Here is a 24,558-nt window from a genome sequence, read left to right on the forward strand (position 1 = left end):
ATATGTTCCATCTAGAAGTAACCCAACTGCACAAATCCTACGGCGAGACCAAGGTGTTCGAGGGGATTGAATTCGGCATCCGCAAGGGGGAACTGGTGACCCTGCTCGGTCCCTCCGGCTGCGGCAAATCCACCCTGCTGCGGGCGCTGGCCGGGCTGACGCCGGTGGATGGCGGTCAGGTACGGGTGGCCGGTGAGGACATCACCTGGCAGGCGCCCCAGAAGCGTGGCATCGGCATGGTGTTCCAGAGCTATGCCCTGTTCCCCAACATGACGGTGTGGGACAACGTGGCCTTCGGCCTCAAAATGAAGCCCCAGCCGGGACGGGAGCTGGCCGCCAGCGTGCAGGAGGCTCTCAGCCTGGTGGAGCTGGATGGCTTCGAGCGCCGCTATCCGGGCGAGCTCTCCGGCGGCCAGCGCCAGCGGGTCGCCCTCGCCCGTGCCCTGGTGGTACGACCGCGGATCCTGCTATTGGATGAACCCCTCTCTGCGCTGGATGCCCGCATCCGCCGCAGCCTGCGATTGCAGATCCGCGAGATCCAGCAGCGGCTCGAGCTCACCACCATCTTCGTCACCCACGACCAGGAAGAGGCGCTGACCATGTCGGATCGGGTGTTCCTGATGAACAAGGGGGAGATAGTGCAAAGCGGCAGCCCGGAAGAGATCTACACCCGTCCTGCCAGCGAGTTCGTGGCGAGCTTTATCGGCCACTACAACCTGCTGGCCCCCGAGCAGGCCAAGTCACTGTTCGGCCCCCGTTTTCACGGCACTCTGGCGCTGCGCCCCGAGTCCATCAACCTGCTGCCAGCGGGGGAGCAGAGCCTTGATCCCGGCCTGCCCGGCGTCATTCGCCAGCAGCAGTTGCTCGGCAACATCATCCGCTATCAGGTGGAGTGCGAAGCGGGGCTCTTGACGGTGGATACCCTCAATCGCTCAGCTCGCGACCTGTTGCCGGTGGGCACGGCCGTCACCCTGGCGGTGGCCCGGGATCAGCTGTGTGAGGTAGCATAAGCGATGGATTACACCCCATTTATATCGGCGAGCGGCCAACATGCCGCCCGTCAATCATCACAGTTATGGATAGCTAGGAGCAGGCATGGCGCTGGCACTGTTTGATTTGGACGAGACCCTGATTGCCGGGGATTCCGCCAGCCTCTGGCTGGAGTACATGGTGGCTCAGGAGCTGGCCCCAGCGGGCATGATCGCCGAGGAGCAGGCCATGATGTCTCTCTACCATCAGGGCAAGATGGATATGCAGGAGTACATGGCGTTCACCCTGCAACCCCTGGTGGGCAAATCACGCCAGTGGCTCGGCCAGCAGTGCCAACACTTCGCCGAGCAAGTGTTGCGGGAGCGGATCTACCCCCAAGGGCTGGCACGCATCGAGTGGCATCGTCAGCGTGGCGACACGCTAGTGCTGATCTCGGCCTCTGGCGAGCATCTGGTGGCGCCCATGGCGCAGATGCTGGGGATGGATCACTGCGTCGCCATACTGCTGGATGAAGAGGAGGGTCGGCTGACCGGCCAGACCCGCGGCACCCTGAGTTTTCAGGAGGGCAAGGTAGTACGCATCAACCAGCTGTTTGCCACAGATGCAGCCCCCTGGCAGGAGAGCTTTGGTTACAGCGACTCCCACAACGATCTGCCGCTGCTGAAGGCCGTGGCCCACCCCCATGCGGTCAATCCGGCCCCCGGCCTGCGGCAAGTCGCCGCCGAACACGACTGGCCCACCCTCGACTGGCAACTGGCCTGCTGAATGACTGGCAGCTGGCCAGCTGAATGAAGAAGAGGCCTTCAGGCCTCTTCGTTGCTCAACACGCTGTCGTTGGGCGGGATCCCCTTCTCGGCGACCGTTTCGTGCAGGCTGCCCAGATAGATGCGGTTCTTGCCATCGCGCTTGGCGTGATAGACCTCGGCGTCGGCCACCGCCAACAGGGTCTTGCCATGCGCTATCTCGCCGCTGGCCACCAGCCCGCCACTGAAGGTGATCTTGAGGCCGGGTTCACGCCAATCCAGTGACTCCACCCCCTTGCGAAACTGCTCCAGCAGCATCTGGCAGAAGTGGATGTCCGGATTCGCCATCAGCACCACCAGCTCTTCCCCGCCGTAACGGCAGACCCAACCGTGATCCCCCAGCAGTTGCATACCCAGCTGTGCCACTCGCTTGAGCACTACATCCCCGGTCTGGTGGCCATAGGTGTCGTTGACCAGCTTGAAGTTATCGAGATCGAGCATGGCCAGACAGAAGGGCTGGCGCTCAATCAGCAGGCGATTCAAACGCTCGTCGAAGAAACGACGGTTGTAAAGGCCGGTCAGCTTGTCCAGATTGGCCTGCTGGCGGGCCTCGTGATAATCCTTGCCCGCCTCGGCCAACTCGGCATAGACATGCTTGAGTTCCTGCATTCCCCCCTGGGGCACATCGTCGGGTTGGGTCCGGCTGGCCCGGATCATGGAGGAAATCTCATTGAGCATGCGGCGAAAATAGCGGGACCACACCAGCGCCAGCATCACATAGAGCACGCAGGCCAGCGCCACCATCAGCAATACGTTGAGAGAGACCCTGTCGACCACCGCCTGAACACTGGCCGCGGGTTGCACGCTGATGAGCACCCAGTTCCGCTCCGGCAATTTGCTGTAAGCCACAAACAGCTGGGAATCCTTGTCCAGAAAGATGCCGTCCTCCCGATTGAAACGGGAAAGCCATTGAGGATGGTCCATGGGCTTGAGCAACCGGGCGGGATCCGGGTGTACCAGCACCTTGCCTGACTGGTTGACGATCATCTGGTAACCATTGTCCGCCTGCCGGTTCAGCTGGGCCGAGAAAGGCGCCAGAATGGCATCGACCGCAAAGACCCCTTGCACCTTGCCACTCTGGTCAGTCAGGGCCCGCGCCAGCGCTATGACCAGATTGCCATTGATGTAGTCGTAGTAGGGCTCGGTCCAGACCATTTCGCCCACATGCTGGCTGGCCAGCTGATACCAGGGGCGAACTCTGGGATCAAACTGGGCATCTGCCTGCCATTCGGGGTAGATCAGCATCTGGCGCTCGGCCGTGCCGACATAGATGTAGATCAGGTCAGCCATGACTCCCTTGTAAAGCTGCCAGGCCTTCAGGTAGGACTCTGTGTTGTGCAGGCGGGGGCCGCTGATATCGTCCACCTTCACCTGGTCATAGATCAGCGTAAACTGTCGTTCCATCTCGTGGAGATAGGGCTCGATGAAGACATGGTGCAGCTGGTGATTGGTGGCGAGCAGACGCTGCTGCAACTCGTTTTGCAGGCTGCGTTCCATGTGCAGATAGTAGATGCCGCCCAGCATCAAAACGGGAATGAACAGCAGCAGCAAACCCAGCCGCATTCTGGCAACCAGAGACCAGGTTTTTTTGGAGACGACACGCTTGCCCAAACAGGACTCCTGCTACCACCAGACATGATGTAATGTCAGAATATCAGCCCGACCGGATGGCGTCCAAAAGGAAGCTCACTATGTTATTAATCAGAAGGATCTGTCACGGATGCTGAACCCGGACCTGCTGATGGCGCTGCACTATTGCGCCGTGATCACCCTGACAGGGGCGATCACTTCCGAGTATTTCCTGTTCCGGCGCGGCATGTCCATCGAGCAGGTACGCAAGCTGTTGCTGGCCGACGGTCTGGCAGCACTGGCCCTGCTACTCATCTTCATCACGGGTGTCTTGCAAGTGCTCGCTCACCCGGACCAACCCGCAATACTGCTCGCCAACCCTGGCTATCGGACCAAGCTGCTGCTGTTTTTCCTGATGGCCATCAGTTTCGGCTACCCCAGCCGCCTCTTCTATCGCTGGCGCCGCTCCCTGCGCCATGGCCGGGCCCCCATGGTCTCCATCCAGCAGCAGTTCTGGGTGATCTGGATCCTGCGAGGTAATCTGTTGCTGCTCGCCCTGATCCCTCTGCTGGCCAGCCTTGCCAATAGCTGATGTGATACCAGTCTTCATTCAGCCGCGATAGCTGATGATACGGATCCTGCATAGCCATTCTCTCTCCGCATAAACCCGCTCTGACGAGCCAAACTCGCGAGCCGCTAAAGACAAATCCCCCCGCAGACGGTTATCTTGGTGGCTGGCGCCGTGAGGATGGGCGCCCGCCACTTTCTCAGGGATGAATCCGTATGCGTTCGAACATGATGTTATTGATGGCCGCCGCCATCTGGGGGTTGGGCTTCGTCGCCCAGCGCTTGGGGATGGATCACATGGGGCCTTACACCTTCAATGGCCTGCGCTTCCTGCTCGGCGCCGCCTCCCTGCTGCCACTGCTGTGGTGGCTCAAGTCTCGCCAGCCCGCGGGCCAGTCCGAAGATCGTCGCCTGCTGCTGACCGGGGGCCTGCTCGCCGGAGCCGTGCTGTTCAGTGCCGCCTCCCTGCAACAGGTGGGGCTGCTCTATACCACGGCTGCCAAAGCGGGTTTCATAACCGGTCTCTACATCATACTGGTGCCGGTGATCGGGCTGGCCCTGCGTCACAAGACAGGGACCAATACCTGGGTCGGCGCCCTCATCGCCATGGCGGGGCTCTATTACCTCAGCGTGACCGAGGACTTCACCATAGGTTATGGCGACCTGCTGCAAGTCGCTGGCGCCCTGTTCTGGGCCATTCACCTGCTGGTGCTGGATCACTACTCGAGCCGGGTCGCGCCGATCCGGTTGGCGGGTGTGCAGTTCCTGGTGTGCGGTCTGCTCAGCCTGGCCGTCGCCTTCACCATAGAGATGCCGACAGTCAGCGGTGCCGTGGCCGGGTGGCAGGCGCTGCTTTACGCCGGTCTGGTGTCGGTCGGAGTCGGCTATACATTGCAGGTGGTGGGTCAGCGCGGTGCCCATCCTGCCCACGCAGCCATCATCCTCAGCCTGGAGACGGTATTCGCCGCCATCGGCGGTGTGCTGCTGCTTGGCGAAATCCTCGATGAACGGGCTATCGTCGGCTGTGCCCTGATGCTGGCAGGCATGCTCATCTCTCAGGTGCGCCTGCGCTGGTGGTGGAAATCGCGCAAGGATCGCCTGCCGAAGCAGGGCTAACGGCGCGGCGCGAGCGGTATTGCATAGAACGAAGTCAAAAAGAGGAGCCATATCGGCTCCTCTTTTTATTGCACTCGTTGTTGCACTCACAATGTTGCGTTTTGCTGTAGTCGACCCCGGCCCCCTCAGCGTTGAACGCTGGAGCAGAAGCTGACGTCGTCACGCAAGGGGTCATTGCTCACGCTGTGGTATAGCTCGAAACAGGGCCCGTCACCGAACGCCAACCCGGCGGCGACTATATCGCCGACATGCTCCTGCCAACGCGGCCCGTACTGACTGCGGTCCGTGATGAGATAGCGGGACTGGGCGTAGCGACCGGCGGGAATAAGCTGGATCTCGACCTCCCCTGCCCCGACCGTACCCGCCGGCACTGTCACACCTATGTCGGTGCGGCACTGGGCCGGCGGCGTGACTTCCGGGTTGTCGTGGTAGATGAAAATCCACTCCCCCTGCGCCAGACCCCGCGCACTCGCCCACTGGTGCAGTTGACCACAGACAGGGTCATACCCTTCGCCATAGGGGCCGGTGACGCGAATATAGGCCAGGGTGCGGGCATCCATCTCGATGGTTTTCATGGTGTTGCTCCTTGCTGATGAGTGGTCTTCAGCATAAGGGAGCTGCAGGTCGCTGGCGTGTCCATCCTTGCTCAACAGGTGTCCATTCTTGCTCTTGTCCCGGCGAAACGCCCCCGGCGTGCAGCTGTAGTGACGCCGAAATGCCTTGGCAAACGCCTGTGAGCTGGCAAAGCCCGCCCCCAACGCTATGGTCGTGACACTGGCGTCCGTGTAACAGAGCTGCCAGGCAGCCCGCTGCATGCGCAGGCGCCGACACATCTCCCCCGGCGCCTCGCACGCCACTGCGGTGAACACGCGGTGAAAATGGTAGAGGGAGAGGCAGGCCCGATCCGCCAGCGCCTCGATGGAGAGATCCGGATCCTGCTCCAGCGCCCGCAGCACTGGGATGAGTCTACGACGGTAGTCGATCACGGGCGGATCCTGGCCATGTAGAGCGCATCCACATACTCGCCCTGGCGAAACGCATAACCGCGAGCCAGCCCCTCCTGTTCGAACCCGAACTTGCGATAGAGCGCCAGCGCGGCGGCGTTGTCGCGGTAGACGGTGAGCTCGATGCGCCGCAGATTGAGCCAGTTGTCGGCCATTTCCAGCACGGCGCCCAGCAGGGCCGAACCTATGCCCTTCCCTGCCCAGTCATCTCGCACGCCCATACCGATACAGGCCACATGCTTGCGCCTGGGATTGGGCTCCATATGCAATGAGATCTGGCCCACCAGCAGACCATCCACCTCCGCTACCAGCGCCACTACACCGCTGTTTTCCAGCCGCTGCTGCCAGACCCCCAACGCTGGATAAGGCAGTTGCAGTGTACCGGCCTGAGCATGAGGCATGGCATAGAGATCCCGCAAAGCGGGGGCATCGGTGGGTTCGGCATGACGGACGGTAATCTGCATATAGGGCTCCTTTGGCTGACTTTCATCATGCCCCATCACCAGTGCCGGGTCATCCCCCCACAATACCCATTTGCGATACCTATCAAAGGGCTAGGAAAGGCCCATTGGCCCATGAGGAGCGGGATCCGTAGGCTGACCCCTATCAACAAGGAGAGACATTCATGACTGACAAGACACTGCACAGTGCCAACGGCGCCCCCGTCGTCGACAACAACAACAGCCTTACTGCCGGTCCCCGCGGCCCCGTGCTGATGCAAGATATCTGGTTGATGGAGAAACTCGCCCACTTCGACCGCGAGCGCATTCCCGAGCGGGTGGTTCACGCCAAAGGCTCGGGCGCCTACGGCGCCTTTACCGTGACCCACGACATCAGCGCGTTCAGCAAGGCCGACCTGTTCAACGCCATCGGCAAGCAGACCCCGGTCTTCCTGCGCTTCTCCACCGTAGCCGGTGAGAAGGGGGCTGCCGATGCCGAGCGGGACGTACGCGGCTTCGCCCTCAAGTTCTACACCGAGCAGGGCAACTGGGATCTGGTGGGCAACAACACCCCGGTCTTTTTCATCCGCGATCCGCTGAAATTCCCCGACTTCATCCACACCCAGAAACGGGATCCGCGCACCAACCTGCGCAGTGCCACTGCCGCCTGGGACTTCTGGTCACGCCACCCGGAATCCCTGCATCAGGTCACCATATTGTTCAGCGATCGGGGCATTCCCAAGAGTCTGCGGGAGATGAACGGCTACGGCAGCCACACCTTCAGCTTTATCAACGACGCCAACGAACGCTTCTGGGTCAAGTTTCACTTCAAGACCGAGCAGGGCCACAGCTTCTACACAGATGAAGAGGCGGCCAATGTCGTCGGTCAGGATAGAGAGACCAGCCAGGCCGATCTGTTCAATGCCATCGAGCGGGGCGACTTCCCGCGCTGGAAGGTCTATGTGCAGGTGATGCCGGAGGCCGACGCCCAGAGCTACCAGATCCATCCGTTCGACCTCACCAAGGTGTGGCCGCACAGCGACTATCCGCTGATCCCGGTGGGGGTACTGGAGCTCAACCAGAACCCTGACAACTACTTCGCCCACGTGGAGCAGGCGGCGTTCACCCCGGCCAACGTAGTGCCCGGCATCGGCTTCTCGCCGGATCGCATGCTGCAGGGACGGCTCTTCTCCTACGGCGACACCCAGCGCTATCGCCTCGGGGTCAACCACGGCCTGCTGCCGGTGAACGCTCCGCGCTGCCCGTTCCACCACGGTGCCCATCGTGATGGCGCCATGCGCAGCGACAGCAATGGCGGCGCCAGCCCCAACTATCAGCCGAACCGCTTTGGCACTCAGCAGCCGAGCGAGCAGCACGAACCGGCCTTGAGTCTGGAAGGGGCTGCCCTGCACTACGACTTCCGTGACTACGACAGCGATTACTACAGCCAGCCGGGCAAGCTGTTCCGCATCATGGACGAGGGACAGCGCTCGCGCCTCGCCGCCAATATGGCACGCTCCCTCATCAACGTGGAGGATGACGCCATCGTCGTCGCCCAGCTCCGGCATCTTGAGCAGGCCGACCCCGAGTACGCCAAGCGGGTGGAGCTGGCACTGGCTGCGCTGCAACGCTAAGCGACCAGGATGCAATAAAAGAACGGGGGCCGGCGGGCCCCCTTCTTTCAACCCCAGTACACGGGATAAATTCTGAGCCCACGGCACGTCGAGTCTTGCAGCAGAAACGGCAATAAAAAAACGGAGCCCCAGGCTCCGTTTTCAATGCTGTATCAATCCCGAACGCAGCGCCCTCGCGCTCTGCCCGTTCCCGTACCAACAGGCGTTTATACCACCAGTTACTGCGACGACGTTGGATATGGCAAAGGGAGGAAGAGCGACCCGCCCACGACTGAATCCATCGCACGTCGAGTCTTGCAGCTGAAATGGCAAATAAAAAAACGGAGCCCCAAGCTCCGTTTTCAATGCTGTATCAATCCCGAACGGAACGCGCTTCGCGCTCTGCCCGTTCCCGTACCAACAGGCGTTTATACCACCAGTTACTGCGACGACGTTGAGTATTGGAAGAGCGACGAGCCATTTCTTAGGTCCCAGCCAAGAGAAGGAAAGAGCCGCATTATGCGATAGAGATCACGTCCATGTCTTTAGCTGGATCAAGAAAAGCCTCACTGGCCCAGGCTAATTGTCTCGCTATCCGACGGAGCCCTGGTCACAGGCGTCACCTGAGGCGGCAAGCGCCAGGCCAGTGGGCCATTGGTCTCCTGCTCGTTTTGCGGGCCACACTCCAGCCAGCGATTCCCCTGTTGAATTCGGGCACCCAGCGAATATTTCTGATCCTGATACCAGCAAATCCGTTCCGGCAGCGATCCCAACGGCAACACCCACTCGGTCCCGACCTCTGCCCGCGTCACCTTGACCGGTTCGGCTGCCACGCCGCTCGTCCCCAACATGGCCAGCAACAGGCAAGCCGTACCACCCTTGATTCGATTCATGACATCACTCCTTGCGCGATACCAGTATCGGGCGACCATAACAGGCGCAAACTTGATTAATAAGCCCAGCGCTGGCTGGCATTCCCAACCCAGTATGATAGCCTGCCAGCGCCTGCCCACGCCCGTCAAAACCGGCGCAGGAAAACCCCGGTATACTTGTCATCCATCGACAAATATAACCTTATTTATCAAATCGTTATTTGGATATTATCCCAATGCGTATCATGCCGTTGCTCCAGGCGGCCTGCCTGAGCCTGATGTTGTCCGCCTGCGTTGCCCCCCTGCTGATGATGAGCCCGACCAGCCAGCTGATGTGGGCGCTGCTCAAACCCCTGGTGGGCTTCGATCCCAACGAAGCCAATCTGTTCGAACAGCCCATCATCAAGGATCGGATGACCAGTATTCTGGGCCCCAACTACGACAGCACCATGCAACTGCTCAAGACCGCCAACGAGCTGCAGCAGGAAGGCCCGCTGTTCTACGTGGTCTCCCGCTATGCCCCCATGCCGGATGTAGCCAAGCAGGCTGGCATGGTGTGGAACTCACAGACCAACCAGATGTCCGTCATGCTGCTCAAGGGGGATGGAACTCCTCAGGTATTTGGCGAAAATCTGGCGGCAGCGACACCGAGCTGGCCAACCGAGATGCAGGGCTGGCAGGCTCAAGCCAAACCGGCTGCGACCGCACTATCCAGTGCCAACACTGCTCTGACCGATACCAACAAGGTACTGACAGGGGCCGCAGCGACCACCTCTGTACTCGGCAATGTGCTGGGTTCAATACAGCAAGGCGCCAGCAAGACCATGGCGGATACCACCAAGCAAGTTGTCAGCAACACCACAGCCTCGGCGCAGCAGCAAGCCAACAAGGCCGTCGCCGAATCCACCAAGCAGGCGGTCAGCAGCGCTACCACCACAGCACAGCAGCAGGCCAACAAGGCCGTCGCCGAACCCGCCAAGCAAGCCGTCAGCAGCGCTACCGCCTCGGCACAGCAGCAGGCCAACAAGGCCGTCGCCGAACCCGCCAAGCAAGCCGTCAGCAGCGCTACCGCCTCGGCACAGCAGCAGGCCAACAAGGCCGTCGCCGACCCCGCCAAGCAAGCCGTCAGCAGCGCCACCGCCTCGGCGCAGCAGCAGGCCAACAAGGCCGTCGCCGAACCCGTCAAGCAAGCCGTCAGCAGCGCCACCGCCTCAGCGCAGCAGCAGGCCAACAAGGCCGTGGCCGAACCCGCCAAGCAGGCAGTGAGCAGCAGCAAGGCCACCCTTGATGCAGCAGCCAAGGCCGACGCTGCGCGGCGACAGAGCGAACAGGCGCGCGCCGCCGCCGAAGCAGAGATGGAAGCGCTGCTCAAATAATCCCGACAGGCCATCATACGATGGCCTGTTTTCCCTCCCTCTCTCCCGAATTATGCTGCGAATCACCCCCTTGCAGCAGAAACCATGAACTTCTCGACATAGCCCCCTAAACTGGAAAAGATAATTTTTCGCAAGGAGTGCCGTCATGTCACGTCTGCTCAGCCTGATCATTTGCTGCTGTCTCGGAGCAGCACTGCCCGCCTCCGCATTCACCTACTATTCCGAGCAGAACATGCCGTTCAACGGTCAGGATGAACAGGGCAACAGCACAGGGTTGGCGGTCGAACTGCTGAGGCTGATGTGGCAGGAGATGGGGGAACCGGAGCAACCCATTCACTTCATGCCCTGGGCCAAGGCCTGGTACCTGCTGACCCAGCAACCGGATGCAGTGTTGTTCACCACGGCACATACGCTGGCGCGGGATCCTCACTTCCTCTGGGTCTGTCCCATCAGCCACTCCCGGGTCTCCTTGGTGGGCCGCAAACGGGATGCCCCCAACGTCAGCAACAAGGCCGACCTGGCCAAATTGCAGATTGGTGTCATGCAGGCCGATGTAGGGGAACAACTGCTGCTCAATCGGGGCATCAGCCCCGCCAACCTGATGTCGGTGGAGCGGATGGATCAGGTGGTACGCCAGCTCATCATGGCCCGCACCGATCTGGTGGCGGGCAACGAGGTGATGCTGTTTCATCAAGCCAAACAGCTGGGTTTTCCACCTGACACCTTCGTCACCGTCGCGACCCTGGCAGAGCAGGACAACTGCTTCGCGTTCAATCCGGCGGCCGACAAGCAGCAGGTCGCTCGCCTGCAACAGGCGCTGGACAAGGTCAGACAGGGGGAGGCATTCAAGCGGCTGATCGCCCGCTATCAGGATGTGGTGCAATCCCCGCCAGCGGATCACCTGCCCCTGATTGAATGAAGACAAATGCAAACAGGCCACCCGAAGGTGGCCTGTTTCATTGCAGCGCGCTGTTACTGGAAGTGGCTGTCGTGTTCGGACTTCTTGGCCTGGGTGCTTTCGCTGTGCTCGATGGCAGTGCGGATGAGATCCACCCCGGCGCGGATGATCAGCACCCCCATGTTGACCAGCTTGACGCAGACCCACATGAAGGTGATGAGCAGGATCAGCTTGAGCACTGTCTGGAACGCTTCCAGGAAGTTCTGTTCGAGCTGGCCGGTCAGGCCGCTGGCACTGGTCATCAGCCAGGTGTAGACCTCACGCACGAACGGGATTCGGCTCGGCATCTCCAGCACATCCAGTGCGGCAGGCAAGGCCTGAAAGATGACGATGCTGCCAAACAGTATCAGGATGACACCGATGGCAATGCCCAGAAAAAAACCAAACTGTTTCATGGAAGGTCCCAAGGTTTGCTGCATGAAAATAACATAGCTGCCAATACTAGGGACTGCCTCACCCCACGGCAATCCTTCCTCGCCTTGCTGCCGGGTGCCAATCCCGCCATTAGCTGGCATCCAGACAGGAAATCATTGCCCAACTATCTGATTTCTGTGACCCTTGTGCTCATCCACACCCACAGTTCAGGCGCCATGTTTCGCTACTGTTTTTTACTGCTTTGTGCCCTGCTGCTGGTGCAACCAGCCTCAGCCGATCCCACCGCCGCCGTCTGCGTGGTCAAGCATCAGCAACAACTGCTGCTGGTGCAGGACAGAGTCTCCTCCCGCTACAGCCTGGCCGGGGGCTACATAGATGCAGGCGAGACCCCGCAACAAGCCGCGCAGCGCGAGCTGTTTGAAGAGACCGGGTTGCGAAGCCGGATCAGTGGTGAATTGGGACAATGGCAGGGAGCTGTCCTGTTCGCCTGCCAGGCCCTGCAACCCATCAGGGTACAAGCAGGCTCGGGTTTCGTCTCACTGTTGCAGGCCCCCAACCTCGGCGGGGAAATACTCAATGCCAGGCTGATCGATCCGTCACAGTTGCCACATGCACAACGCCGCTTCCCGGCGCAGCTCGACTGGTTGGCGCCCAGATTGGCCGACATTCCCGACAGCCCTGTGTTGTGGCAGCACGACTTCAGTACCGACGGCAACGAGTTGCACCGGGCAGAGCTCCCGCTGATCCGGCAGTTGCAGAGCTGGCTCGGTACTGACGTGCTCTGGCTTGATGCCAGCAATCTGTTTGGTTCAGCCGCGTTTCAGCTTGCCCTGTTACCTTTGCTGCTGCCGCTGCTGGGCTGGCCTCGCCTGCGTCAGCTGTTGCTGGCCATGCTGACCCTTGCCCTGATGGTGCTCGTGGTCAAGGAGGGTATCGGCTGGCCCAGGCCCTTCCACCTCGATCCTGCACTGGCACAACAGAGTGCACAGGGCTTTGGCATGCCAAGCGGCCATGCTGCCTCGGCGCTGCTGTTCTGGGGCGTGCTGCTCAGGCTGTGCTGGCCCGCCAATCCCTGGCGCAGCGCAGCGTTGGCACTCTTGCTGGCTGCCACGACAGGGTTGGCCCGGGTCTGGCTCGGCGTTCATTTCTTCTCGGACGTGGCGGCAGGACTGCTGCTGGGCGCGCTGATGCTGGCAATTCACGCCGGATTATCCGGTATTTCAGCAAAGCTACCGAGCTGGAGCTGTCTGACCTTTGCCTGCGCACTGGCCGCCTGGTGGATCCAATCCTCTACCCTGGCTGGTCTTGCCATGTTCAGCCTGGGTCTGATGCTCGGCATGCTGCTACCCTTGGCGCGCGCACCGACACAATACTTGCGAATGCTGACGGTTACCCTGCTCGGTGGCCTGCCCATCGGGGCGCTGCTGTGGTCGCTGCCACTCTGGCTGACCAGCTCAGGACTCACTCTTCTGTGCCAGTGGCTACTCTATTGTTGCCTGGGGCTCTGGTTGAGCGCCGGCCTCTGGTGGATACTCTCACTCATGAACTCTGACCCGTTACCCAGGGGCTCCGGCTCCGACAAGGGATTGTTATGAATATGAAAAAAGTGGATTTAGCCAAGACCACGCTGGGGGTGCTGTTTCTCAGCATTCTCATCATCTCGTGCTTCATGGTGCTGCGCCCCTTCCTGCCTGCGCTGGTGTGGGCCACCATGATCACCATAGCCACCTGGCCACTGATGCGGATGGTACAACGCCTGCTGTGGGGCAAGCGCATGCTGGCAGCCCTCTTCATGACGCTGGTACTGCTGCTGATGTTTGTTATTCCGCTGTTCATGGCACTGGCCAATGTGGCGGAGCAAGCTCCCATGCTGATCGAGCTGGGCACCACCATCAGCCATTCACCGCCCCCCGAGCTGCTCTGGCTGCAACAGGTCCCTCTGGTGGGCACCAAGCTGTATGAGTTCTGGCAGCAGATCCTGGCGAGCGGCGGTCAGGTACTGTTTACCAAGCTGGCCCCCTACTTCGGTCAGACAGCCCGCTGGCTCGCCTCCCAGGCAGGCAATCTGGGCTTGCTGTTCGTGCACTTCCTGCTGACAGTCGGGATCTGCGGCGTGCTCTATCACTCGGGTGAGATGGTGGCAACCGGCATTCGCCGCTTCGCCCACCGCCTTGCTGGCGAGCGCGGTGACAATGCCACAGTGCTCGCCTCCCAGGCGATCCGCGCTGTGGCCATGGGCGTCGTGGTGACCGCTCTGGTGCAATCATCCGTGGCCGGTATCGGCCTGCTGATTGCAGGCATCCCCTACACCATGGTGCTGGTGGTGGTGATGTTCCTGCTGATCGTGGCCCAGATCGGCCCCTTCCCGGTATTGCTGGCCTGTATCGGTTATCTCTACTGGAGCGGTGACACCACCTGGGGCACCTTCCTGCTGGTATGGTCACTGTTTGCGGGCACCATGGACAACATACTGCGCCCCTTCCTCATCAAACGAGGGGCGGATTTGCCGCTCATCCTGATACTGGTGGGGGTTATCGGTGGCTTGCTGACCATGGGAATTATCGGCCTCTTCATCGGCCCGGTCGTGCTGGCGGTGGGTTACACCCTGCTGGATGCCTGGGTGAGAGAAGATGAACAAGCCGCAGCAGAGCCGCTGCTTGCCCCGCCAAAGGCGGAGTGAAGGTTTGGCAATAATTAGCTGATACAAAGAGCCGCCCATCGGGCGGCTCTTCTGTTTCCAATGACCTGAATGGCATTACCCAGCCTCTGAGGCAGGTCACTGAATCGGGCTCGCTGGCGTGGTTAAATGGTCGGCTCACATCTTGCCGGATATTGCTGTGACCATGCCATCTGACCTTCAGCCGCTGCTGCCCTGGCCTGACTATCTGCAGGCATCCTGGCTGCGCTGCGCCCACCAGACCAGCGCCACCCTCTGGCATCCGCCCCACAGCGCCAAGGGGCAGACCTTGCAGAGTCTGCGCCAGCGCAAACGGGACTTGCTCACCACCGGCGAGATGGCCCTCGAAGATCTCTACGAATTTATGGAGGGGCGCCCCTGCGCCCTGCTGCTCACCGACGAAAGCGGCTGTCTGCTTGCCCAGACAGGCCATCCCGATACGCTGGCGGAACTGGCGGCGCTGGGGTTTGGCCCCGGCGCATTCTTCAGCGAGGGGCGTATCGGCACCAATGCCATCAATCTGGCGGCGCTGGAGGGGGTACCGCTCTGCGTCAGCGGCCCCCAGCACTTCAACCAGACCCTTCACCCCTGGCACAGCTGCGCCAGCCCGGTCTACAACAGCAATGGCCGTCAGGTCGCCATCATCGCCCTGATCTGCAAGGTGGAGGAAGCGAGCGCCGGGGATCTGGCGCTCACCGTCAGCGCCGGTCGCGAGCTGGCCCATCTGCTGCAAATGGAGACCCTGATGCAGGAGTCCCAGCACCACCTGAGCGAGCTCTACGCCCTGCTCGATGGCATGGATGACGGCGTGCTGGCCTGGGACCCCCAGGGCCGACTGCGCTACCTCAACGCGCTGGCGGCACACCGGCTACGGCTCGATCCGGCGCGCTGTCTCGGCCAGCCGCTGGAGCAGCATTTGCTGTTGCCCCAGCGTTTGCAGCTGGCCATCAAGGGGCAGACGCCACTGAGTCATGTGGAGGTGACGCTGGAGCGGCTCGGCGCTCAGGAGGGGGAGTTCATCAACGCCCTGATAAGCCTAAAGCCGTTGCCGGGACCGGAGGGGGTCAGCTTTATCGCTCTGCTTCACCCGGTCGATCGGCTGCGTGCCATTCACCAGCTACGCCAGACGGTGCCCGAGCTGTCGGCGCTGGTAGGGGAATCGAGCGCCATGCGCAAGCTGCTGCGCTACGCCCGGCAGGCGGCCCAGAGTCAGGGCCCGATCCTGCTGCGCGGCGAGGAGGAGGTGGGCAAGGCCCAGCTGGCGGAGGCGATCCACTTTGGCAGCGAGCGGGCCGCCGGGCCGCTCATTACCCTCAACTGTCAGGCGCTGCCGAGCGAGCGGATGGCGCTGGAGCTGATGGGCTCCGACGAGGCGGGGCAGGAGCGGGCGGGCAAGTTCGAGCTGGCCCACGGCGGCACGCTAGTGCTGGAGCTGGTGGAGTGTCTCTCTGCCCCCATGCAGGCGGCGCTGTTGCAACTGCTCAAGACCGGCCGCATCCAGCGCTTCGACTCGGCCCGCATCCTGCCGCTCAAGGTGCGGATCATAGCGACCAGCAGCGCCCCGCTGGAGCAGCTGGTGCAGGAGGGGCTGTTTGGCCGCCAGCTGCTCTATGCCCTGCAAGCGTGCGAGCTGTGGCTGCCGAGCCTGCGCGAGCGCAGCGCGGATCTGCCCGGCCTCATCAATCAGCAGCTAGGGGCGCAGGGGCGCGAGCCGGTGCGCCAGTTCAGTCCGGCGGCCCTCGATTGTCTGCTGGCCTATCCCTGGCCCGGCAATCTGGGGGAGCTGCGCAGCGCCGTCGAGCATGCGCTGCTCCACGCCGGTCAGGGGCCGATCCCGCCCGAGGCGCTGCCTGTCGCCATCCGCCACGGCTATCAGCGGGTGGCGGATGAGGTTGTGGGGCAACCGCTGCTCACGTTGGCGGAGCTGGAGCGCCAAGCCATCCTGCGCTGCGCCCACGCCTGCAAGGGGCAGGTAAGCCAGATGGCACAGCATCTTGGCATCAGTCGCACCACCCTGTGGCGGCGGCTTAAACTGCTCGAGATCGATCCCGCCGACTATCACGGTTGACGGTTATTCAGGCCATTGCGAACCGGCCGTAGAAAATGAAACGGCCCCGCAGTTGCGGGGCCGTGTTATATGGCAAGGTCAGCCGTGGCGCGGTTACAGCCCCAGCTGGTGGGCGGTGACGATGGCGGCCAGCACATCCTCGGCAGTGACCTTGAACGGCATGTTGTGGATAGTCTCGCCCTCGGCGGTAGAGGCTTTGGCCACCTCCATCAGGCGCGCCATATCCAGCTCCTTGACCCCCATCATATGCAGGTTGGTCGGCAGGCCGATCGAGCGGCAGAAGGCCAGCACGGTTTCGATCTCCGCCATGGGCGCATTCTCCAGCACCAGCTGCACCAGGGTACCGAACGCCACCTTCTCACCGTGATAGAGGTGGTGACACTCGGCCAGCTGGGTCAGACCGTTGTGGATGGCGTGGGCGGCGGCCAGACCGCTGCTCTCGAAGCCGATACCACTCAGATAGGTGTTGGCCTCTATGATGTTCTCCACCGCCTTGGTGCAGAGCCCCTGCTCCGCCGCCAGCTTGGCCTTGTAGCCATCGGCCAGCAGTGTCTTGTAACAGAGCTCGGCGATGGCCTGAGCCGCCAGGGTAGAGGCACCACCGGCCATGGTCTTGCAGCCGGAAACCTTGTTGGCACGCGCCTCGAAATAGGTGGAGAGCGCATCCCCCATGCCGGAGACCAAGAGCCGCACCGGGGCGCGGGAGACGACGCCGGTATCCATGATGACCATGTTGGGGTTGGTCGGAATCATCAGGTATTCGCTGAACTGTCCTTCCGGGGTATAGATGACCGCCAGCGCACTGGTTGGCGCATCGGTGGAGGCTATGGTCGGCACTATGACCACAGGCACCTTCTGGTAGAAGGCGACCGACTTGGCGGTATCGAGCGTCTTGCCGCCACCTATGCCGATGATGACGTCGAACGGCGTCTGGTTGCAGCGGGCCAGCAGGCGGTCGATCTCGGGGCGTGAACACTCGCCGTTGAAGCAGTCGAACTCGGGCTTGATGCCCACGCCGTGGAAGCTGGTGGCAACCGTGTCACCAACCAGCTTGGTGACGAAGGCATCGGCCAGGATGAGCGGTTTGGCGCCGAGCGCCTTGACGTAGTTGCCTATGTTGGCGAGGGCCCCGTTGCCTTGCACGTATTTGCTGGGGCTGATGATGATGCGGTCCATATTCTATCCCTCTCTCTTTATCTCTTAAGAATCGGGGCGAAGGGGCGGCTATGCCGGGGAGTCCTTCGTCTTGAGTGGCGCAGCACTGGCACACAGAGCCGGTGCTGCGCCTTGAAACGGGTTGGCGATCAGTCGCCGAAACGCTCAAGGGCCAACTGCTTGAAGCTGGTCAGGGCGGCCTCGGCATCTTCTCCCTGTGCCAGCAGGGTGAGCCTGTCTCCCTGGCGCACGTTGAGCATGGTGAGCCGGGTCAGGCTGCGGGGATTGGCCTCTTTATCCCCCTTTTGCAGCTTGAGTTCGGCGGCAAAAGGCTTGAGTGCCGCCACCAGACGGGCGGCGGGGCGCACATGCAGGCCGTGGGGGTTGTCGACCACCACCTCGCAGCGCAGCCAGCCCTCGTCGGCTGCCGGTGCAGTCTCAGTGGCGACCTGCGCAGTGCTGCCAGGCAGCATTGCCTGCTTGGGCCCCAGGGCGCCGAGCGCCTCTGCGGCCACGTCGTCGAGGCTCATACCTGAACCTGCCGCCACCACGGCGGCCAGGGTGCCCTCGACCAGCGGAGCGGGACAGAGCCGCACCCGGGCGCCCAAATCAGGGGGCAACAGCTCGAGGGCGGTCTCGGCGCTCAAGAGGGCGCTGCCGAGATCCATCAGCACCAGCACGCCGCTGCCGTCGTCTGCTTCTTCGATCGCACTCATCACGGCGATGGCATCTGTGCCTATGGGGTGCTCGGGATCATCGACCCCGGCCGCCAGCAGCAGTCTGGCCGGGCTGCCCAGCTGGTCGGCCAGCGCTTTCAAGCCGGCCGCCAGCATGGCGCTGTGAGAGACAACTACGATACCTATCATGTCACAACCTCGCTCTGTCACGCAGGGCGGTCAGCAGCAGCAGGGTCGAGGTGGCTCCGGCATCCTGATGGCCTATGCTGCGCTCGCCCAGATAGCTGGCGCGCCCCTTGCGGGCCTGCATCTGTATGGTGGCCTCGGTGCCGGCCGCCGCGGCAGCCACCGCCTTGTCCAGCGCATCATTGAGCGACAGCTCCTGCTGCTGCGCCTGTTGCAGGGCGGCCAGCGCAGGCCACCAGGCGTCGCACATTGTCTTGTCGCCCGGCTCGGCGCGGCCGCGAGAGACGATTCCCTCGACGCCATCGGCCAGCATCTTGCCAAGCTGGCTCAGGGTCAGGCTCTGGCAGGCGTCCGTACTGGCCGCCGCCCGAATGAAGAAGGTGCCGTAGAGCGGGCCGCTGGCGCCACCGACCGAGGAGAGCAGGGTCATGCCGGTGGTTTTGAGCACCTGGCCTATATCCTTGTCCGCCACCGCGGGCAGCTTCTCCGCCACCTTGGTAAAGCCGCGCTGCATGTTGAGACCGTGGTCGCCATCGCCGATGTCGGTATCCAGTGCCGTGAGGTAGTCACGCTGCTCGGTGAAGATGTGTTCGCAATCCAGCAGCCAGTTGACGATTTGATGTTTGCTTAGCATGAGAATGAGGACTCCTTAGCAACCGCGACGCAAGGCGGGGGTGTGAACGGGGGCATCCCACAGGGTCATCAGCTCGTCGTCCACCTTGAGCAAGGTGATGGAGATGCCGGTCATGTCGAGGGCGGTGCAGTAGGGGCCTATCAGGTTGCGTACCAGATGGATGCCCGCCTCTTCGCACAGGGCCGCGAGGCGACCATAGACGCCATACAGCTCTGAAATCGGGGTGCTGCCCAGGCTGTTGACTAGGGCTATGACACGATCGCCCCGGTTGAGCGGCTCGATGAAGGTGTGCTCTTCCTGCCAGCTGCCGGAGGCTCTGTCCCAATGGCGCAGGGTGCGGCCATAGGGGGTGTTGTCCGCCAGCTCGCTGAACATGTCACCTACCAGGGTATCGAGATCGGTGAAGGGGCGGCGCGCTATGCCGGGTTCGCCGTGGATGCCTACGCCGAACTCCATCTCGTTGTCCGCCAGGGTGAAGGAGGGCTTGCCGGCGGCAGGCACGGTACAGGCGTGCATGGCGACGCCTATGGTGCGGCTCTGATTGTTGATGCGACGGGCCAGTGCCTCGCAACGGGTCAGGTCATAGCCGGCTTCGGCTGCGGCGCCAACCAGCTTCTCGCACAGCACTGTGGTGGCGACGCCGCGGCGACCCGCAGTGTAGAGGCTGTCTTTCACAGCAACATCGTCATCGATCAGCGAGAAGCCGACCTTGACCCCGTCGCCGTGCAGCAGCTCGACCGCGGTCTCGAAGTTGAGCACGTCGCCGGTGTAGTTCTTCACCAGAAACAGCACGCCTGCGCCGCCATCAACGGCATGACCGCACTCGTACATCTGATCCGGGGTCGGCGACGTGAAGATTTCGCCGGGGCAGGCACCATCCAGCATCCCCTTGCCCACCAGACCGCCGTGCATCGGCTCGTGGCCGCTGCCACCGCCGGAGACCAGCGCTACCTTGCCCATCACGGGAGAGTCGGCGCGGGTGATGTAGTGGGGTTCGATACGTACCTTGAGCTCGGGGTGGGCGGCGGCCATTCCCATCAGTTGTTCACGGACCACGGCATCGACGGCATTGATCAGTTTCTTCATGGCTCACTCCTTGGCTTGCCACCGCTCGGGTGGGCAAATGGTTGATGAAGCCAGTCTAACGGGATAAATCGGGATAAAAATGACGGCCGGTTCGGTTCGGATTTGAAACAGGAGAAAGGTCATTGGCGTTTCAATCTGAAACAGCGAGAGGCAAACGGGCGAGAAACTGTTAGCGGCCTCACAGCCATGAAAAAGGGCCCCGCAGGGCCCTTCGCTACAACCGGAATAAGTGGACGGGTTAGATGGCCCAGCCACCGGCATAGAAGATCACCAGTGCCGCGGCAATGATGACGGTACCGACGGTGAGTTTCTTCCACTCGGCGGCAAACAGGCGACCCACGACCAGCGCCACGAAGCCCAGCATGATGCCGGTAACTATGTTGCAGGTGAGCACGATGAAGACGGCGCACAGCATGCCGGCGAGGGCATCGACCGAGTCGTTGAAATCCAGCTTGGTGACGTTGCCCAGCATCAACAGACCGACATACATCAGGGCCGGTGCGGTGGCGTAGGCTGGCACCAGATAGCTCAGCGGGGAGAGGAAGATCATCAGCAGGAAAAGCAGGCCGACCAAGGCTGCGGTCAGACCCGTCTTGCCACCGGCTGCGGTGCCTGCGGCAGATTCGATATAGACGGCGGCCGGAGCACCACCCACCACGCCAGCCACCATGCTGCTGACGGAGTCGGCAGTCAGGGCCTTGCCGCCGCTGATGATGTGCCCACGCTCGTTGATAAGGCCCGCCTGACCGGCCACGGCACGGATGGTGCCGGTCGCGTCAAACACGGCGGTCATCACCAGCGCCAGTACGGTCGGAATGACCACAGGATTGAGGGCGCCCAGCAGATCCATGCTGCCAACCAGAGAGCCTTTCTCGCCGGTCAGGCTCGGCATGGCGAAGAAGCCCTGCCAGGTCACTTTCGGGTCGAAGATAAGGCCGAGGATGGAGATGGCGATGATCACCATCAGGATGCCGCCCGGCACCTTGCGACGCTCCAGACCGAAGATGGCGGCCAGACCCAGTACCGTCATAACGACCGGGAAGGAGGTCACCTCACCCAGCTGAACCGGCAGACCGGCCCCTTCGTTCTTGATCACCATGCCGACGCCGTTGGTAGCGATCAGCAGCAAGAACAGACCGATACCTATGCCGGTGCCGTGGGCGATACCGGAGGGCAGGTTATCCAGGATCCACTGGCGCACGCCTGTGATACTGATCAGGGTAAACAGTACCCCCATCAGGAAGATGGCGCCGAGGGCAACCGGAATGCTCAGTCCCTGACCCAGTACCAGACTGAAGGCGGTAAAGGCGGTGAGGGATATGGCGCAACCTATGGCCATCGGCAGCTTGGCCCACAGCCCCATCAGCAGAGAGCCGAAGGCGGCGATCAAACAGGTTGCCACGAAGACGGGGCCCTGCTCAAAACCGGCAGCACCCAGCATGTTCGGTACCACTATGATGCTGTAGACCATGGCAAGGAAGGTAGTCAGCCCTGCCAACAGCTCCTGGCGCACACTGCTACCGCGCGCGGAAATGGAAAAATAAGAGTCCAAAAAGCCGCCGTTCCCTGATTGGGCGGCCATATCTTGCTTTGCCATGACATGTCCTGAAAGTGTGAAGGAAATCGTTTGCGTTTGTGGCGCGCAAAATAGCAAGAATTTGTCGAAATTGCAGCGAATTCCCTGACTTTTTCATCAAAATGGCGGAAAGCGTTCTCGTTCGGACACAAGTTTGCATACCAGCTTGTTACTGCTATCACCTTCATCCAGGGGACACACTTCTATACTGCAGAGAAGCCATTCGCACAGCCAGACGGGAGATAACCCATGCACACACGCAATCTGCTGAACGATATCCCCTCGCCACTGCCTACCGAACTCTTTCAGGATCTGGTCAGTACCAACCACCTGCGGATAGAGCGCATTCTTTCTCACGGACATCAGACAGCACCGGGAGAGTGGTACGATCAAGATGAACATGAGTGGATCCTGATCGTGCAAGGAGAAGCCAACCTGCTGTTCGTCGATCCCCAGACCCAGGCACAACAATCGGTACAACTGGGCCCGGGCGATCACATCAATATTCCCGCCCGCCAGAAACACAGGGTGGAATGGACTCACCCCGACATGACCACAGTCTGGCTCTGCGTGTTTTACTGAGGTGTATGAAGGGGACGAAAAAGGCAGGCCTTAGACCTTGAATGGGATTGAATTGATACAGCCAAGGAAATATTGAGAAGGTTGAAGCGGATAAACTTGAGGGATCGCAAAAGCAAAAAGGCCTTCCCGATTGGGAAGGCCTTCAAATTAGTGGCGGAGCGGACGGGACTCGAACCCGCGACCCCCGGCGTGACAGGCCGGTATTCTAACCAACTGAACTACCGCTCCGCTATTTGGCTAGCTTTTCGCTAAATCTTTTGCCGCTTATCAGAGGTGTCATCCTCTCGGCCAATCATGCAATGTCTGCACAACTGTTTAATTGGGTGCCTGGCAGTGTCCTACTCTCGCATGGCGAATGCCACACTACCATCGGCGCTACCGCGTTTCACTTCTGAGTTCGGCATGGGATCAGGTGGTTCCACGGCGCTATGGCCGCCAGGCAAATTCTTCAATCTGAGAAAGCTGACGTGAATAACGATTTGCCTGTTGGCTTCGCTATCACTGAATTAGGTAGTAGTTCTTCAATTTGCTACAAGCCTTAGAACACTTCTTGGGTGTTGTATGGTTAAGCCTCACGGGTAATTAGTATGGGTTAGCTCAACACGTCGCCGCGCTTACACACCCCACCTATCAACGTTGTGGTCTCCAACGGCCCTTTAGGACCCTCAAGGGGTCAGGGATGACTCATCTCAGGGCTCGCTTCCCGCTTAGATGCTTTCAGCGGTTATCGATTCCGAACTTAGCTACCGGGCAGTGCCACTGGCGTGACAACCCGAACACCAGAGGTTCGTTCACTCCGGTCCTCTCGTACTAGGAGCAACTCCCTTCAATCATCCAACGCCCACGGCAGATAGGGACCGAACTGTCTCACGACGTTCTGAACCCAGCTCGCGTACCACTTTAAATGGCGAACAGCCATACCCTTGGGACCGACTTCAGCCCCAGGATGTGATGAGCCGACATCGAGGTGCCAAACACCGCCGTCGATATGAACTCTTGGGCGGTATCAGCCTGTTATCCCCGGAGTACCTTTTATCCGTTGAGCGATGGCCCTTCCATTCAGAACCACCGGATCACTATGACCTACTTTCGTACCTGCTCGACCTGTCCGTCTCGCAGTTAAGCTGGCTTATGCCATTGCACTAACCTCCTGATGTCCGACCAGGATTAGCCAACCTTCGTGCTCCTCCGTTACTCTTTGGGAGGAGACCGCCCCAGTCAAACTACCCACCAGGCACTGTCCGCGAGCCCGATTCAGGGCCCTGCGTTAGAACATCAAACATACAAGGGTGGTATTTCAAGGACGGCTCCAGCGCAACTGGCGTCACGCCTTCAAAGCCTCCCACCTATCCTACACATGTAGGTTCAATGTTCAGTGCCAAGCTGTAGTAAAGGTTCACGGGGTCTTTCCGTCTAGCCGCGGGTACACCGCATCTTCACGGCGAATTCGATTTCACTGAGTCTCGGGTGGAGACAGCATGGCCATGGTTACACCATTCGTGCAGGTCGGAACTTACCCGACAAGGAATTTCGCTACCTTAGGACCGTTATAGTTACGGCCGCCGTTTACCGGGGCTTCGATCAAGAGCTTCGCTTGCGCTAACCCCATCAATTAACCTTCCGGCACCGGGCAGGTGTCACACCCTATACGTCCACTTTCGTGTTTGCAGAGTGCTGTGTTTTTGATAAACAGTCCCAGCCATCTGGTCACTGCGACTCCCAACTGCTCCATCCGCAAGGGACTTCACTGTCAAGAGCGAACCTTCTCCCGAAGTTACGGTTCTATTTTGCCTAGTTCCTTCACCCGAGTTCTCTCAAGCGCCTTGGTATTCTCTACCCGACCACCTGTGTCGGTTTGGGGTACGATGACTTGTAATCTGAAGCTTAGAGGCTTTTCCTGGAAGCAGGGCATCAATGGCTTCACCACCGTAGTGGCTTCGTCTCGTGTCTCAGTGTTGTGTCTCCGGATTTGCCTAGAAACACCACCTACGCACTTTCACCAGGACAACCGTCGCCTGGCCCACCTAGCCTTCTCCGTCCCCCCATCGCAATTACAAGTCGTGCAGGAATATTAACCTGCTTCCCATCGATTACGCCTTTCGGCCTCACCTTAGGGGTCGACTCACCCTGCCCCGATTAACGTTGGACAGGAACCCTTGGTCTTCCGGCGAGGAGGCTTTTCACCCCCTTTATCGTTACTTACGTCAGCATTCGCACTTCTGATATCTCCAGCA

General features: G+C 60.9%; 21 protein-coding genes, 1 tRNA gene and 2 rRNA genes (1 of these 24 running past the window's edge). 11 read left to right on the forward strand and 13 right to left on the reverse strand.

Features of this window, described 5'->3' with window-relative positions; genetic code table 11:
* Positions 1–2: 2 nt before the first annotated feature.
* Positions 3–1,010 carry an ABC transporter ATP-binding protein gene (locus tag AC1P02_RS03450; RefSeq protein ID WP_429180467.1) on the forward strand — a complete coding sequence of 336 codons (1,008 nt, stop codon included), beginning with the start codon at positions 3–5 and terminating at the stop codon, positions 1,008–1,010.
* Positions 1,011–1,095: 85 nt separating this feature from the next.
* On the forward strand, positions 1,096–1,755 hold the full coding sequence (locus AC1P02_RS03455; RefSeq protein ID WP_265434487.1) for an HAD family hydrolase: 660 nt from the start codon (positions 1,096–1,098) through the stop codon (positions 1,753–1,755).
* A gap of 38 nt (positions 1,756–1,793) precedes the next feature.
* Here AC1P02_RS03455 and AC1P02_RS03460 read toward each other — a convergent pair whose 3' ends face one another.
* Positions 1,794–3,404 carry a sensor domain-containing diguanylate cyclase gene (locus tag AC1P02_RS03460; RefSeq protein ID WP_485184101.1) on the reverse strand — a complete coding sequence of 537 codons (1,611 nt, stop codon included), beginning with the start codon at positions 3,402–3,404 and terminating at the stop codon, positions 1,794–1,796.
* A gap of 109 nt (positions 3,405–3,513) precedes the next feature.
* Here AC1P02_RS03460 and AC1P02_RS03465 point away from each other — a divergent pair, with 109 nt between their 5' ends.
* On the forward strand, positions 3,514–3,954 hold the full coding sequence (locus AC1P02_RS03465; RefSeq protein WP_005316642.1) for a DUF2214 family protein: 441 nt from the start codon (positions 3,514–3,516) through the stop codon (positions 3,952–3,954).
* A gap of 191 nt (positions 3,955–4,145) precedes the next feature.
* Positions 4,146–5,045 (forward strand): DMT family transporter, encoded by a 900-nt coding sequence (locus AC1P02_RS03470; RefSeq protein ID WP_219614942.1) that lies wholly within the window; start codon positions 4,146–4,148, stop codon positions 5,043–5,045.
* A 125-nt stretch (positions 5,046–5,170) separates the two neighbouring features.
* Here AC1P02_RS03470 and AC1P02_RS03475 read toward each other — a convergent pair whose 3' ends face one another.
* Positions 5,171–6,031, reverse strand: a complete 861-nt coding sequence (locus tag AC1P02_RS03475) for an AraC family transcriptional regulator (RefSeq protein WP_485184104.1) — start codon at positions 6,029–6,031, stop codon at positions 5,171–5,173.
* Positions 6,028–6,513: a GNAT family N-acetyltransferase gene (locus AC1P02_RS03480; protein WP_087756699.1), complete on the reverse strand. Its 486-nt coding sequence runs from the start codon at positions 6,511–6,513 to the stop codon at positions 6,028–6,030. The genes AC1P02_RS03475 and AC1P02_RS03480 overlap by 4 nt, the downstream gene beginning before the upstream one ends.
* Positions 6,514–6,674: 161 nt before the next feature.
* Here AC1P02_RS03480 and AC1P02_RS03485 point away from each other — a divergent pair, with 161 nt between their 5' ends.
* Complete coding sequence (locus AC1P02_RS03485) at positions 6,675–8,123, forward strand: catalase (protein ID WP_485184106.1); 1,449 nt, start codon at positions 6,675–6,677, stop codon at positions 8,121–8,123.
* A 545-nt stretch (positions 8,124–8,668) separates the two neighbouring features.
* On the opposite strand, the gene AC1P02_RS03490 is transcribed toward AC1P02_RS03485, so the two are convergent.
* Positions 8,669–8,995: a YnjH family protein gene (locus AC1P02_RS03490; RefSeq protein ID WP_059169388.1), complete on the reverse strand. Its 327-nt coding sequence runs from the start codon at positions 8,993–8,995 to the stop codon at positions 8,669–8,671.
* A gap of 215 nt (positions 8,996–9,210) precedes the next feature.
* Here AC1P02_RS03490 and AC1P02_RS03495 point away from each other — a divergent pair, with 215 nt between their 5' ends.
* Positions 9,211–10,350, forward strand: coding sequence for a hypothetical protein (locus AC1P02_RS03495; RefSeq protein WP_485184109.1), 1,140 nt, complete (start codon positions 9,211–9,213; stop codon positions 10,348–10,350).
* 145 nt (positions 10,351–10,495) lie between these two features.
* Positions 10,496–11,269, forward strand: coding sequence for a substrate-binding periplasmic protein (locus tag AC1P02_RS03500; RefSeq protein ID WP_087756702.1), 774 nt, complete (start codon positions 10,496–10,498; stop codon positions 11,267–11,269).
* 53 nt (positions 11,270–11,322) lie between these two features.
* Here AC1P02_RS03500 and AC1P02_RS03505 read toward each other — a convergent pair whose 3' ends face one another.
* Positions 11,323–11,703: a hypothetical protein gene (locus AC1P02_RS03505; RefSeq protein ID WP_005316659.1), complete on the reverse strand. Its 381-nt coding sequence runs from the start codon at positions 11,701–11,703 to the stop codon at positions 11,323–11,325.
* Positions 11,704–11,898: 195 nt separating this feature from the next.
* On the opposite strand from AC1P02_RS03505, the gene AC1P02_RS03510 reads away from it, so the two are divergent.
* From AC1P02_RS03510 to dhaR, 3 genes are all read left to right on the forward strand, one after another.
* Positions 11,899–13,278 carry a bifunctional NUDIX hydrolase/phosphatase PAP2 family protein gene (locus AC1P02_RS03510; protein WP_485185414.1) on the forward strand — a complete coding sequence of 460 codons (1,380 nt, stop codon included), beginning with the start codon at positions 11,899–11,901 and terminating at the stop codon, positions 13,276–13,278.
* Entirely contained in the window at positions 13,275–14,363 is a 1,089-nt protein-coding gene (ydiK, locus tag AC1P02_RS03515) for an AI-2E family transporter YdiK (RefSeq protein ID WP_059169392.1), read from the forward strand. Before AC1P02_RS03510 ends, ydiK begins: the two co-directional genes overlap by 4 nt.
* Positions 14,364–14,526: 163 nt before the next feature.
* Positions 14,527–16,428, forward strand: coding sequence for a dihydroxyacetone kinase operon transcriptional regulator DhaR (dhaR, locus tag AC1P02_RS03520; RefSeq protein ID WP_485184112.1), 1,902 nt, complete (start codon positions 14,527–14,529; stop codon positions 16,426–16,428).
* A 93-nt stretch (positions 16,429–16,521) separates the two neighbouring features.
* On the opposite strand, the gene AC1P02_RS03525 is transcribed toward dhaR, so the two are convergent.
* The 5 genes from AC1P02_RS03525 to AC1P02_RS03545 form a co-directional block, all read right to left on the reverse strand.
* Positions 16,522–17,604 carry a glycerol dehydrogenase gene (locus tag AC1P02_RS03525; protein ID WP_485184114.1) on the reverse strand — a complete coding sequence of 361 codons (1,083 nt, stop codon included), beginning with the start codon at positions 17,602–17,604 and terminating at the stop codon, positions 16,522–16,524.
* Between the two features lie 128 nt (positions 17,605–17,732).
* Positions 17,733–18,449, reverse strand: a complete 717-nt coding sequence (gene dhaM / locus AC1P02_RS03530) for a dihydroxyacetone kinase phosphoryl donor subunit DhaM (protein ID WP_485184116.1) — start codon at positions 18,447–18,449, stop codon at positions 17,733–17,735.
* 1 nt (position 18,450) lies between these two features.
* Complete coding sequence (gene dhaL, locus AC1P02_RS03535; protein WP_485184118.1) at positions 18,451–19,080, reverse strand: dihydroxyacetone kinase subunit DhaL; 630 nt, start codon at positions 19,078–19,080, stop codon at positions 18,451–18,453.
* A gap of 15 nt (positions 19,081–19,095) precedes the next feature.
* Positions 19,096–20,166 (reverse strand): dihydroxyacetone kinase subunit DhaK, encoded by a 1,071-nt coding sequence (dhaK, locus tag AC1P02_RS03540; RefSeq protein WP_485184120.1) that lies wholly within the window; start codon positions 20,164–20,166, stop codon positions 19,096–19,098.
* 238 nt (positions 20,167–20,404) lie between these two features.
* A complete protein-coding gene (locus AC1P02_RS03545; protein ID WP_485184122.1) occupies positions 20,405–21,763 on the reverse strand; it encodes an NCS2 family permease in 1,359 nt (452 codons plus the stop codon).
* A 228-nt stretch (positions 21,764–21,991) separates the two neighbouring features.
* On the opposite strand from AC1P02_RS03545, the gene AC1P02_RS03550 reads away from it, so the two are divergent.
* A complete protein-coding gene (locus tag AC1P02_RS03550; protein WP_485184124.1) occupies positions 21,992–22,324 on the forward strand; it encodes a cupin domain-containing protein in 333 nt (110 codons plus the stop codon).
* Positions 22,325–22,475: 151 nt separating this feature from the next.
* Here AC1P02_RS03550 and AC1P02_RS03555 read toward each other — a convergent pair.
* The 3 genes from AC1P02_RS03555 to AC1P02_RS03565 all read right to left on the reverse strand — a co-directional run.
* A tRNA-Asp gene (locus AC1P02_RS03555) sits at positions 22,476–22,552 on the reverse strand.
* A 97-nt stretch (positions 22,553–22,649) separates the two neighbouring features.
* Positions 22,650–22,764, reverse strand: a 5S ribosomal RNA gene (gene rrf / locus AC1P02_RS03560).
* Positions 22,765–22,885: 121 nt separating this feature from the next.
* A 23S ribosomal RNA gene (locus AC1P02_RS03565) occupies positions 22,886–24,558 on the reverse strand (it continues 1,217 nt past the right edge of the window).

The sequence above is a fragment of the Aeromonas sp. TS_SC_11 genome (assembly GCF_057318915.1).